General features: G+C 63.8%; 11 protein-coding genes and 1 pseudogene. 9 read left to right on the top strand and 3 right to left on the bottom strand.

Going from position 1 to position 12,622, the window contains the following annotated elements:
• The first annotated feature begins 3 nt into the window (after positions 1-3).
• Entirely contained in the window at positions 4-1,446 is a 1,443-nt protein-coding gene (gene phnY, locus QW863_RS32340) for a phosphonoacetaldehyde dehydrogenase (protein WP_315716403.1), read from the top strand.
• A gap of 90 nt (positions 1,447-1,536) precedes the next feature.
• Here phnY and QW863_RS32335 read toward each other — a convergent pair whose 3' ends face one another.
• On the bottom strand, positions 1,537-2,523 hold the full coding sequence (locus tag QW863_RS32335) for a sugar-binding transcriptional regulator (protein ID WP_315716404.1): 987 nt from the start codon (positions 2,521-2,523) through the stop codon (positions 1,537-1,539).
• A gap of 159 nt (positions 2,524-2,682) precedes the next feature.
• Here QW863_RS32335 and QW863_RS32330 point away from each other — a divergent pair, with 159 nt between their 5' ends.
• From QW863_RS32330 to QW863_RS32295, 8 genes and pseudogenes are all read left to right on the top strand, one after another.
• On the top strand, positions 2,683-3,891 hold the full coding sequence (locus QW863_RS32330; RefSeq protein WP_315769764.1) for an ABC transporter substrate-binding protein: 1,209 nt from the start codon (positions 2,683-2,685) through the stop codon (positions 3,889-3,891).
• Between the two features lie 2 nt (positions 3,892-3,893).
• The gene (locus tag QW863_RS32325; RefSeq protein ID WP_315716406.1) at positions 3,894-4,703 is read left to right on the top strand and encodes an ABC transporter ATP-binding protein; all 810 of its coding nucleotides are present in this window, start codon (positions 3,894-3,896) and stop codon (positions 4,701-4,703) included.
• Positions 4,696-5,421 carry an ABC transporter ATP-binding protein gene (locus QW863_RS32320; RefSeq protein ID WP_315716407.1) on the top strand — a complete coding sequence of 242 codons (726 nt, stop codon included), beginning with the start codon at positions 4,696-4,698 and terminating at the stop codon, positions 5,419-5,421. The genes QW863_RS32325 and QW863_RS32320 overlap by 8 nt, the downstream gene beginning before the upstream one ends.
• Positions 5,422-5,427: 6 nt before the next feature.
• Positions 5,428-6,282: pseudogene (locus tag QW863_RS32315) on the top strand (branched-chain amino acid ABC transporter permease); the annotation flags it as partial.
• A 6-nt stretch (positions 6,283-6,288) separates the two neighbouring features.
• Positions 6,289-7,341 carry a branched-chain amino acid ABC transporter permease gene (locus QW863_RS32310; RefSeq protein WP_315716465.1) on the top strand — a complete coding sequence of 351 codons (1,053 nt, stop codon included), beginning with the start codon at positions 6,289-6,291 and terminating at the stop codon, positions 7,339-7,341.
• Positions 7,338-8,684, top strand: a complete 1,347-nt coding sequence (locus QW863_RS32305) for an amidase (RefSeq protein WP_315716408.1) — start codon at positions 7,338-7,340, stop codon at positions 8,682-8,684. Before QW863_RS32310 ends, QW863_RS32305 begins: the two co-directional genes overlap by 4 nt.
• The gene (phnA, locus tag QW863_RS32300; protein ID WP_315769762.1) at positions 8,684-9,961 is read left to right on the top strand and encodes a phosphonoacetate hydrolase; all 1,278 of its coding nucleotides are present in this window, start codon (positions 8,684-8,686) and stop codon (positions 9,959-9,961) included. The genes QW863_RS32305 and phnA overlap by 1 nt, the downstream gene beginning before the upstream one ends.
• Before the next feature lie 2 nt (positions 9,962-9,963).
• A complete protein-coding gene (locus QW863_RS32295) occupies positions 9,964-11,262 on the top strand; it encodes an alkaline phosphatase family protein (protein ID WP_315716410.1) in 1,299 nt (432 codons plus the stop codon).
• A 151-nt stretch (positions 11,263-11,413) separates the two neighbouring features.
• Here QW863_RS32295 and QW863_RS32290 read toward each other — a convergent pair whose 3' ends face one another.
• Positions 11,414-11,785: a nuclear transport factor 2 family protein gene (locus tag QW863_RS32290; RefSeq protein WP_315716411.1), complete on the bottom strand. Its 372-nt coding sequence runs from the start codon at positions 11,783-11,785 to the stop codon at positions 11,414-11,416.
• 31 nt (positions 11,786-11,816) lie between these two features.
• Positions 11,817-12,596, bottom strand: coding sequence for a hypothetical protein (locus tag QW863_RS32285; protein ID WP_315716412.1), 780 nt, complete (start codon positions 12,594-12,596; stop codon positions 11,817-11,819).
• Positions 12,597-12,622 lie beyond the last annotated feature (26 nt).

The following is a 12,622-nucleotide window of genomic DNA, read 5'->3' as shown; positions in this document are numbered from 1 at the left end:
TACATGCACGCTGTTGAGCCGATCTACCAGCCGATGCTCCTGGCTGGAGCATCAGCAGACGCGGATCGCGTCATTGAAGTCAGGAATCCGTTCTCCGGCGCGCTTGTCGGGACGGTCCCGCAGGCAGAGCCACGTCAAATACGGGCGGCATTCGCGGCAGCCGCGCGCTTCCGCCCAAAGCTGAGCCGCCGCGAAAGGTCCGATATCCTGCTCGGCGCTGCGCGTGCGATCGCAAGAGATCAGAACCGGCTCGCACAGCTCATAACCGCCGAGACCGGTCTCTGTCTGAGGGACTCCCTGCATGAAACCAGGCGCGCCTGCGACGTCTGGTCGTTTGCCGCCCATGCGCTGATTCAAAATGATGGCGAGATCTACCCTGGAGACATCGGCGGAAACCCTCATCAACGGCGCATTTTTTCAATGCGTACGCCGATCGCGGGGGTCATCGCGGCCATCACCCCCTTCAATCATCCGCTGAACCTGGTCAGCCACAAGCTGGCGCCGGCAATAGCGACCAACAACCGCGTGGTGCTCAAGCCGTCGGAGCAGACGCCCCTGACGGCACTTGCGCTGGGCAGGATCCTCCGCGAACAAGGCTTGCCAGAGGGCATGCTCTCGATCGTGACCGGAACGCCGCGCGATCTTGGAGATTGCGTGTTCACCGATGAGGACGCCGAGCTCGTGACATTCACGGGGTCGGTTCGCGTCGGGCACCAGATCGCGGAACGGGCAGGTTACCGGCGGCTTGTCCTCGAACTGGGTGGGAACGATCCGTTCATCGTCCTTTCGGATGCGGACGTCGATCGGGCCGCGCATCTGGCCGTGCAGGGCGCAGTCAGACATTCCGGTCAACGCTGTACGGCCGTGAAGCGGGCGCTCGTCGTGGAGGAGCTTGCCGATCACTTCGCCGAGAGGGCCCTGCACCACATGCAGCAGCTCTCAACAGGCGACCCCAGCGACCCTTGCGTTGATCTCGGCACCGTCATCAGCGAAGACGCAGCCCAGCTGATTGCCAGACGCGTGGCCGGTGCGGTCGCGGCAGGTGCCAGGCTTCTGCTCGGCGGTGAACCTCGCGGCGCCTTTTATCCTCCCACGCTGCTCGATCATGTCTCGCCCGCTTGCGAGCTCGTTGCCGAGGAGACGTTCGGCCCGGTTCTGCCGATCATCCGATGCAACAATGATATCGACGAGATCATCAGGATTGCGAACGCCACCAAGTTCGGACTTTCCGCCGCCGTCTGCTCCAACCGCCTCGATCACGTCACGAGGCTCATCGAGGGCCTCGCGGTCGGCTCCGTCAATGTGTGGGAAGTTCCCGGCTATCGCACCGAACTCACTCCGTTCGGCGGCATCAAGCAGTCCGGCCTCGGTCACAAGGAGGGCATCCTGGAGGCGATGCGCAGCTTCACGCAGGTGAAAACCTACTCCCTGCCCTGGCCGGTCTAGGGCCCTCGACCTGCTCGCCGGCTGACACCGAGCGAGTAAGCGGTCGAGCCGCCGCGCCAGGAACGAAGCGGCTGCGCATGCAATGCCCACCTAGTCGACCAGCAGCTTCTCCGCCGCATTTTCATCAGTCACGAGAACATGACAGAGCCCGGCCAGCAGCGCGGCGCGAATGATCGCGACCTTCTGCAGTCCTCCCGCTGCCAGAACCCGGTGCTTGATCCGATGAATGTGGTCCCAAGGCGGATTGATGGTCCGCCGCGACAGCGGATGATCCACTCGCTTGCCCCTGCGATCGAGGTAGTGGCCGCAAATGTCTCCGACCGCGCCGGCCGCTCGCAGCGATGTCCAGGTCTTGCGCGAGATGACGTTGTATTCGAGCACCTTTGACTGCTCGGAAAGGTCGATCGCGCTCAAGAGGGCCATGTCCAGACTTGGCACCATGGCCAGCACGGAGCGAACCGGCTCGCTGTCCACGATGAGGTCTCGGAAGGCCGCGTCGTCGACGAACATGGGCGCTGTGAGATAATAACAGCGGGCTCCGAGCGCGCGAGCGATCATCGCAGCGTTGTCGTACGGATTGATCGGCGCGCTTTCCGCCAATCCGCCGCAGAGCAGGACGACCTTGGTGTTCTGCCCCTGACGCGGCCTCAGGTTCTGGGCGGCTGCGTTGATCGTCCCTCCCCAGGTAATTCCAAGCGAGCCGTCCGCGGGGAGCCGTTCAGCGACGTAGTTGGCAGCTGCCGCTCCCAGAAACGACCTGACGTCCGGGTCGGTCATAGGGGTTGGGACCACGATGGCTTGCATCAAGCCGTATCGTGCAGCGAGCTCCGCCTCGAGTTTCGTTCTCTGCCCGGCGGGATCGGTGATCGTGATCTGTACGAAGCCGCTTTCCCGCGCGAGCCCGAGGATCCGATTGACGCGCTTCCGCGTCATGTTCAGCCGCTGCGATATCGCTTCCTGGGTCTGCCCTTCCTTGAAGTAGTACCAGCATATTCTGGCAACCAGGACCCGGTCTTCCAGGATCGTATCGGCGTTGTCGGTCTCGCCGTCGCGCAGTTTCAGGTTTGAGGTGGTCACGTCACAGCCTGAGTCGGGTTTGGGTCAGGACCCATGTGTGCCCCGTCGCGGTCGCTACGACAACTGCCATCCCGAATAGCCCAATTGTACCGCGTTCGTCACAAATGTGTCAGCGAACCCGGCTAAGCACCCCCTGCCAATAATGATAGGGGGCTGACCATGCGAAGCATTCTGCTGTCGGTTGCATTTCTCTCCGTCTCGATGAGTGCCGCATTGGCGGAATTCTCGGACGGCAAGGTCGTGATCGGCGTCATGGGAGATCAGAGCGGCGTGGTCGCCGACGTTGGTGGTCCTGGCTCGATCCTCGCGGCCCGGATGGCCGTTGCCGATTTCGGGAGAACCGTCGACGGCACCCCGATCGAGATCGTCACGGCAGATCATCAGAACAAGCCGGACATCGCCTCCAGCATCGCCCGCGAATGGTTTGACCGGCGCGGCGTCGATGCCATCGTCGATCTGCCGCATTCGGGCGTGGTTTTCGGATTGATCCCGCTCGCAACCGATAAGAAGCGCTCGCTTCTGATATCCGGCGCAGCCTCTACCGACATCACGGGCCGCTATTGTTCGCCCTATGTCACACACTGGACCGACGACACCTATGCGCTGGCGCGCGGCACTGCGGCGTCGCTGCTCGACCAGGGCTTGAAGACCTGGTTCTTCCTCACCGCGGATTACTCCTTTGGCCATGATCTGGAGGGAGTAGCCCAACAGGTCGTGGACGAGCGCGGCGGCAAGGTGACCGGCAGCGCTCGCCATCCGCTCGGCACCGCCGACTTCTCCACACTCCTGGTGAGGGCGCGCAGTTCCTCCGCCGAGGTGATCGCGCTTGCCAGCGCCGGCGCCGACACTATCAACGCCATCAAGCAAGCCGGCCAATTCGGGATCACGCGGTCCGGGCAAAAGCTGGCCGCGCTACACGCCTTCGTAACGGATATCAATAGTATCGGTCTGGAGACCGCGCAGAACCTGATCATCAGCACCGGCTTCTACTGGAACGACAATGATGCGACGCGCGCATTCGCCCGGCGGTTTTTTGCCGCCCATGGACGGATGCCAACGCGTGAGCAGGCCGGCGTCTATGTCAGCGTGCTGCACTATTTGAAGGCCGCACGGGCAGGGAACAGCGACGACGCCGCTTCTGTCAACGACCAGATGCGGCAGCTGCCGGTCGACCGCTTCGGCAGCGTGGCGCACATTCAGGCGAATGGACGGGTGACCTATGACATCGGCGTCTATCGCGTGAAGGCGCCTGCCGAAAGCAAGGAGCCGTGGGACTTCTACGTCCGCACAGCCACGGTTCCTGCGAGCGCGGCATTCCGTCCCGCGTCGGCATCCGGCTGCAGCTCGCAGGCGGCCAAGGCGCAATAAACATGGTCGCCAGCGCCTCGCTCCAGGCTTTCGAAGATCCGAGAGCTGTCTCTGCCCCGCTGCCGACCAATCCCGTGCTGAAGGTTCGTGCTCTGACGGTTCAGTTCAAGGACTTCGTCGCCTTGAACGAGGTGTCGCTCGACCTTCGGGAAGGCTGCATTCACGCGGTGATCGGTCCCAACGGAGCAGGCAAATCCACCCTGTTCAACGCGATCAGCGGCTTCATCAAGCCCACCCGCGGTCAGATCGAACTGTTTGGACGCGACGTCACGGCCTGGCCTGCCAATCGGCTGGCCAGGCTCGGGCTGGCCCGATCTTTCCAGATCTGCGCGGTATTTCCCGAATTGTCGGTCGAGGAGAACATGTTGGTGGCGCAGGCCCATGCCAGCCCACCGCTCCGGCTGTTGCGCCGCCGCGTCAGCGGCGATCTCGCCCCTCACAACGAGACTCTGCTCGCGCGAGCTGGCCTGACCTCCGACCGACGCAGGCAGGCGCGTGAACTCTCCTATGGCCGGCGGCGCCTGCTCGAAATTGCAACCACGCTCGCCCTCAAACCTCGCCTCCTGCTTCTCGACGAGCCGACGTCGGGGCTCGGCCGGGAAGACATCGGTCCAGTCGTCGAGATGATTGCCGACGCAGCGCAGGATTGCTGCGTCCTGCTGGTTGAACACAATCTCAAGGTCGTCGAACGGCTCGCGGACCACGTCACCGTCCTGGCGAACGGCGCCGTTCTGAGCGACGGATCCTATCAAGACGTTGCGCGCGACCACCGCGTCCGCGCCGCCTATCTCGGTGCAGCCGCTGATGCTTGATCCGGAACGAAGCGAAGCAAGCCTTCCGCTTGCGATATCCAACCTCAAAGCCTGGTATGGCGAGGTCCAGGCGCTGTTCGGGATCGACTTCACCGTATCGGAGGGTGAGGTCGTCGTGCTGCTGGGCCGCAACGGCGCCGGCAAGAGCACCATCCTGCGCGCCATCATGGGCCTGTTGCAGCGGCAGTCGGGGCATGTGCTGGTGCAGGGGCGAGAGGTGCGTTCGCTGCGTCCATCGGAGCGCGCGCATCTTGGTCTCGGTTACTGTCCGGAAGAGCGAGGGATCTTCGCCAGCCTCACCGTGGCCGAGAACATGGCGCTATCGCCCACGCTGGGCGGCTCCGGCATGAGTGATGATGAGATCTTCGAACTGTTTCCGAATCTCAGGTCGCGGCCCCGCCATCTCGGCGGGCAGCTGAGCGGCGGCGAACAACAGATGCTGGCGATCGGGCGGATCCTGCGATCCGGTGCCCGAACTCTGCTGCTGGACGAGCCGACGGAGGGGCTGGCCCCCATCATCATCCGCCAGATCGAACAGGCGATCACCGCCCTCAAGCAGCGCGGCTACACCATCCTGCTGGTCGAACAGAACCTCGCTTTCGTGCTGGGCGTCGCTGACCGGGTTGTTGCAATCGAGAACGGACTGGTTGTCGACAATTGCCCGACCTGCGAGGCCGAGCGCATCGAAGCGCGCCTCTCCAAATACGTTGCCGTGTGAATCCCTATGTCAAACCTCGTTCTCTCCTATCTCACCATCGGTCTGGTCAATGGATCGTTCTATGCCCTGCTCTGCCTCGGCCTCGCATTGATCTTCGGGCTCTTGAACATCCTCAACATGGCCCACGGCGCGCTCTACATGATGGGTGCATTTGCCGCCTGGGCGGCCGTTGCGCGCCTTGGTCTTCCCTATCTCGTGGGCCTGTGTGCGGCTGCCGTTCTGGTTGGATCGACCGGGATGGTGCTGGAGCGACTCTTGTTGCGGCGGACCTACAGTCTCGATCCGCTCTATGGATTCATGCTGAGCTTCGGGCTCGCAACCGCGATCCAGGGCGGATTTCAGGTCATCTTCGGCTCTACGGGACTGCCCTTCACGACGCCCGCCTGGCTGTCGGACGTGGTCGATCTCGGCTTTGCAGTGTTCCCCGTCTACCGGCTGTGGGTCGTCATGGTCGCCTTTATTGTTTGCCTTGGGGTGTGGAGCGCGATCGCACGAACCAAGGCTGGAGCGACGCTTCGGGCGGCTTCCGAAAACGCCACGATGGCCGAAGCGCTGGGCGTCCCGATTCCCGCGGTGATGACGGCAACCTTTGGGCTGGGCGCGGCTCTTGCGGGCCTCGCCGGCGCTCTTGCGGCGCCGATCTATCAGGTGAGTCCGTTGATGGGGTCTGACGTCCTGCTTGTTGTCTTCGCCATCATTGTGATCGGCGGGATGGGCTCCCTCGGAGGGACGATCCTGGCGGCCTACTGCCTGGCATTGCTCGAGAGCGCGACACTGGCGGTGTTCCCGCAAGCGGCCAATGTCATGATCTTCGCTTTCATGTGCATCGTCCTGTCGGTCCGGCCACAGGGCCTGTTCGGCATCGAGGTGCTGCGTCATCATTCCTTTGCCGGCATTCCTCCCCCGGTCACGGCCACGCCGGATGTACGCGCGGACAAGAAATACGAGCGCATCCTGATCGTCGTCATCATCGCAGCTGCACTCGCTGTCCTGCCGGCACTGCTCTACCCGATCTTCCTGGTCAAGATCTTCTGCTTTGCGATTCTCGCCGCGTCGTTCAACTTCCTGCTGGGGTTCGCCGGGGTCATGTCGTTCGGACAGGCGGCTCTCTACGGGACGGCCGCCTATGTCACCGCGCATGCGCTGAAGCACTGGGCGATGTCCCCGGAGCTGGCCATGCTGGCGGGGATCACTGCCGCTATTCTGCTCGGCATCGTCATGGGAGCGCTGGCGATCCGGCGGCGTGGCATCTATCAAGCCATGATCACGCTTGCCGTCGCCCAGATGGTCTACTTCGTGTTCGTGCAGTCGAGCTTCACGCATGGCGAGGACGGACTGCAGGCGGTGCCACGCGGCCTCCTGTTCGGTCTGATCGATCTGCGCAACGACCTCGCCGTCTATGCGCTTGCCGTCGCAGCCTTCTGCTCCGTCCATTTCGGCATCAAGCGGCTGCTGTCGTCTCAGCTTGGGATGATGCTTGTCGCGGTCCGCGACGACGAGCGGCGCGCCTTGTCCCTTGGTCAGAATGCCCGGGGCCTCAAGCTGTTCGCCTTTGCGATCGCCGCCAGCTGTGCCGGCCTCGCCGGGTCACTGAGTGCGGTTGCCTTTCAGCTCGCGACTTTGTCCGGCGCGCACTGGCACCTCTCCGGAGAGGCTGTTCTGATGTGCCTCATCGGGGGCCTCGGCACATTGAGCGGACCCTTGGTCGGCGCCGCGGTCCTGGTCACAATGCAGCACTTTCTCGCTCCCTATGGGGCCTGGGTGCAGGTGCTCCAGGGCGTCGTCTTCGCATCATGCGTCCTGACCTTTCGTGACGGGATGATGCCTCGACACGCGTTCGCCTGGCCTTCACGGCTCCGCGGGACCAGCGCCAGCTCATTCGCACCTGCCGAGACCCTCGAGGAGACGGGCCGATCATGACCATCGCGATCCCACACAGTCGGCGTCAGCTTTGCGAGATGGATGGCGATCCTTCGCAGCTGACAGCCACGGCTGCAGCTTCGGCCATACGCGAACGACGCCTCTCCGCGGCCACACTACTCGAGGCCTGCCTCGCTCGCATCGCGGCACGCGACGGCGAGGTCCACGCCTTCACTCATGTCGCGGTGGACGCGGCGCGCGAGCAGGCGTTCCTCGCCGACAAGGCGCAATCGGAAGGCCGGCTCTCCGGACCGCTCCACGGCCTGCCCGTCGGCGTCAAGGATGTCTTCGATACGATCGACATGCCATCGGAATATGGCAGCAGCCTGCTGCGCGACCGTCGCCCGGCAGCGGACGCCGCGGCGGTCGCGATGCTCAGGCGATCGGGCGCCATCATCATCGGCAAGACGACGACGTCGGAGTTCGGCATGTATCATCCAAGCGCTGCCCGCAATCCCAATGATCTTGGGCGCTCACCGGGTGTGTCTTCGGCCGGCTCGGCGGCAGCTGTGGTCGACCGAATGGTCCCTCTTGCACTCGGGACTCAGCACACCGCCTCGACGGTGCTGCCGGCATCGTTCTGCGGAGCGTATGCCTTCAAGCCGTCGTTCGGGTTTGCAAGCATGGAAGGCTCCAACATCCTGGTGCCGCGGCTTGCGCAGATTGGCTATCTCGCGAGATCCGTCCAGGATCTCTGCTTGTTTGCCGGCGCATTTGATCCCGTTGTCGACAGCGCCGCCGATCGGATCGGACGCCCTCCGAGGCTCGCTGTAGTGCGCGGACCGGGATTCGAGCAGGTCGCTCCGGACGCGGGCGAGGCTTTGACGGCCTTCATCGGTGCGTTGCCGGTTGCAGTCCACGAGCTGGATCTTCCGAGCGAGTTCGGCGGTGCGATCGAGGTGGCTCTTGGCCTTTTGAACGCTCATCTGGCGGCTCGCTTCGGCGATCTACCCCAGCATCTGTCTGCCGAGCTGTGTCCACCGCTGCAGGATGGAATTGCCGCAGGCATTGCGCTCGGCGCAAAACGTTACATCGAGTTGAACGCGTCGGCCGATCGCTTGATCGGACTGACGTCGAAGCTGTTCGCGCAGCACGATGTGCTTGTGACCCTTTCGGCGCCGGGCGAGGCGACAAGGCTCGATGAAGGTCCCGGCTCGGGGAGTCTTGCCATGCCCTGGAGCCTGTGCGGTCTGCCTGTCGTCTCACTGCCGCTGCTCTGCGGCGCACACGGCTTGCCGATCGGTCTCCAGCTCATTGGGCGTCATGGCTCTGACCGTGAGCTGCTTCAGAGCGCCGCCTGGGTTGCTCACACCTGCCGCCTGCCAACACGGGTTGATCATTGATGCGATATTCATCCGCCACCGAGCCGACAACGGGTTCCGACACGCAGATCGAAGTGAACGGACGGGTCTACAATTGGCCGCGCGTTTCCACTGTCATCATCTGCTTCGACGGCTGCGATCCCGACTATATCGCAGCGGCGAGCAGCGCGGGCATCGTCCCTGCCCTCGATCGCATGCGACGCGACGGCTTTGCGACCACGGCGCTCGCGGCCATACCGACCTTCACCAATCCAAACAACGTTTCGATCGTCACCGGGGTCGCGCCGGCGCACCACGGGGTGTCGGGCAACTTCTACATCGATGCCGCGAGCGGAGAGGAGGTGATGATGGTGGACGCATCGCCGATGCGAGCGCCGACGATCCTTTCCGCCTTCTCCCGTGCCGGAGCCAAGGTGGCCGCCGTGACGGCCAAGGACAAGCTCCGCAAGGCGCTTGGCAAGGACCTCAAGGGAATCGTGTTCTCTGCCGAGAAGGCGGATTGCTGCAGCGAAGCCGAGAATGGCATTGCAGACGTGCCCGCGCGGATCGGCCGCTCCGTCCCTCATCAGTATTCGGCGGACCTGTCCCTGTTCGTCCTGGACGCGGGTCTCAGGCTCTTGGCGGATCATCGTCCTGATCTGATCTATTTGTCGCTGTCCGACTATGTCCAGCACGCCTACGCACCGCACGAGCCGGAAGCCCTGGCGTTCATGGCCAAGGTGGATCAGAGGCTCGGCGCACTGCTCGCCGAGGGCGCGCTCGTCGGGATCGTCGCCGATCACGGTATGAGTGATATGGCGCACGCCGATGGTTCGCCCAATGTCATGTATCTCGGCGATCAGCTCGACGCAGTCTTCGGCCTCGGGCGGACGCGGGTGATCTGTCCCATCACCGACCCGTTCGTCCGCCATCACGGCGCGCTCGGCGGCTTCGTCCGGGTTCACCTCCTGGATCCAGTCCTGCGCGCCTCAGACGTCGTTTCGTTTCTCGCGGGGCTTCCGGGCGTCGGTCTCGCCTTGACCGGAGACGATGCGGCCGCCCGCTTCGAGCTGCCGCGCGACCGCGAGGGCGACGTCTGCGTGATCGCAGCAAAGGGAATCGCCCTGGGCGCCCGGGCGTGCGACCACGAGCTTTCCAACCTGGCGGGCGCAAGGCTGCGCTCGCATGGCGGTCTCGCCGAGCAGCGCGTCCCCTTCATCCTGTCTCATCGGCTTCGCGCGAGCCCGGGCGCGCCCGACGGGCGCACTTTGCGCAATTTCGATATTTTCAGTGTCGCACTCAATGAGGTGGACCTTTGACCATGAAGCGTGTTGTCATCATGATCCTCGACGGACTTCGACGGGACCTCATTTCGCCTGCGACCACGCCCCATCTCGCAGATTTCGCCGCGCGCGCCGAATGGTTTGAGGACTACCGGACCGTCTTTCCTTCGTGCACACGCGTCGTGTCGGCGAGTGTTGCAACCGGATGCACTCCGGCAAGACATGGACTGCAAGGCAATTCCGTTGCCCTGATCGAATCCGGCAGGTTGGTGCTGCGCGACGCCGGAGATCCGCAGTTTCTGCAACACAAGCGCCGAGTCACGGGATCCTCACTGCAAGTGCCGACCCTGGCGGAACGCGTCAAGACCGTGGGTGGCCAGATCGTCTTCAGCAACGTGTCCCCCGGGGCTGCCTATGCCCATGATCCCGACGGGCATGGATTTGTCTATCACCGGGCCGGCTCGTTCGGACCTGGCCGCATTGAAGTGGCGGCCGGCGATCGATTGGACGTCACGCTGGACAGCGGCGGTGACGCCAGGATGACAGCCCGCTTCATCGACGACGTGATGGTGAAGCGTCGCCCGGCGGTCGGCATTTTGTGGCTTGGCGAACCGGACCACGTTCAACACAACGCACCGCTCGGTTCTCCGGACCATCTTGCCGTGCTGGCGGAGGCGGATCGTCGGGCGGCCGAGGTGATCGCAGCCGTCGAAAGACAGCGCGACCAGGGCGAGGACATCCTCCTTCTGATCGGATCCGATCATGGTCATCAAACGGTCGAGGACATCGTCGACATCGATGCAGCGCTGATCACCGCGGGTCTCAAAGCCAACCCCATGTCCGACGAGATTCTGGCCATCTCGAACGGGACCTCGGCCTTGATCTATGTCGATTCCCAGCGCGGCCCCTCGCTGCAGAACGTGCGATCGCTTCTGGAACGCAGTGATTGGGCCGGGCAGGTCTTTGGGCCGGACGAGCTCGACCGCGTTGGACAAGCTCACACCGGCGGCCTTGCCTTTGCTGTGTCCATGCGGTCCAGCGACGTCCCCAACCGCTTCGGAATCCGCGGTTCGAGCCTCGCGGCCAAGCCTGCCCTCGGCAAGCCCGACCGACTTGGATGCGGACAGCATGGGGGACTCGGGACCTACGAGCAGGCTCCGTTCCTGATGGCATGGGGCGAAGGCTTCAGTCCGGGTCGGATCCGCAAGTCACCCGCGCGCGTCATCGACATCGCGCCGACAGTGCTGTCCCATCTCGGGCTGCCCCGCACAGGGATGGACGGCGAGGCCTTGCAGGCGGCAGCCTGGCGTTCCGAGACGCGCGCCATGACGGCCTGACGCCCGCGCTGTACACGCATTGGCCCAAACGATGTCCAACCAAGCATCTGTGGCCAATGCCTGCCGGCTGCACCGCAGCCCCCATCCTGTCGATGCCCCCTGGGGCGAGCAGTTGTTCACTGGTGCCGAGAGCGCGTGGCCACTGCGCTGATCAGAGCGCCGGACTGTCGAAGAACGTCCGCCGCAGGCCGATGCGGCCACCGCTGAGATGATAGACATCGGCAAATCTGGCCTTCAAGGGACGCCCATTCTTGTCCTGGCCCGCAAAGCTGCCCCAGCAGGCGATCTGTTCGCCATTGCTCAGCACCTGCTCAAGCAGGTGCTCTCCCGAGGCCACGATGCGCTCGTGGCGATAGAACTGCATGATGGCCAACTTGCCGACAAAGGGCTCATATCCTGGACGCTCATAGACGGCACCGTCGTCCAGCAGGCTGGACAAGCCTGCCCAGTCGTGAGCGTCGATACACGCGAACAGGTGCCTGACATATGCCTCGGCTTCCCGGTGACCCAGCGGTCCCTGCATGCTTTCCCCCGACATTGAGAGCCGGCTCTGCTCACATCGCCGCTGCGCGCGGATCGGATTCCTCGCGCCAGCTTACGCCCATGGCGGCCTCCAGATCGGCCAGCATCTCCTGCACCGGCATCCAGACAAGACCACAGCGCATCGATCCGAGCGGAGATACGACCAGTTCGACGCTCGACCGCTCGATCCGGGTGTAGCCGGTGCGATCCGCCATGCCGCCGGCAATCACAGCGTCGGCCATCATGCTGATCGTGAAATCCGTATTCCAGCGCGCATGAGCATAGGCACGCGAAATCCGGGGCAGGATTCGCGCCAACCCTCTGCCGCGAAAATCGCGCCGGTACCAGCCGGCGCCGGAAAACACGACCCTCCCCGCAATCGTCGACGCCACCGGGGTCGCAATCAGACAGCCGTCGCCGCGCGCCAAGGCGGCTGCCGGATCTGCGTAGAACATACGAAGCGAGATGGCTTCCTCGAACAGCGTCGTGGCTGTCCAGTCGTAGTACCGACCCGCCTGTGTCGCGACGATCTCCCCGTCCTTGTCTTTTCCGACCATGACGAAGGTGTTCTCAGCTGTCGCGCCGCCGAGGTCGGGCTGGAAGATCGGCACCAGCGGTCGCCAGCTGTCGGAATTTGCGCTGTTGATGTCGAGCAAATCCTGTAGGCTCGCAAAATAGACGCTGACGCCACGCTCTTGGGCGGCGGTGTCAGCGGCGAGGAAGAAGCGTCCCAGGAGGCTGATCGGACCATGATCGATCTTCAGATTGGAAGGCACGCGGCCAGATTGAGGACAGCAATCCTGCATCGACATTCCTTGCCCTTTGCTACGTCACGCAC

Source organism: Bradyrhizobium sp. SZCCHNR1017 (assembly GCF_032381375.1).
GTDB lineage: Bacteria > Pseudomonadota > Alphaproteobacteria > Rhizobiales > Xanthobacteraceae > Bradyrhizobium.
Note: the sequence above shows the minus strand (reverse complement) of the source record. Positions and strands in the feature narration are given on the sequence as shown.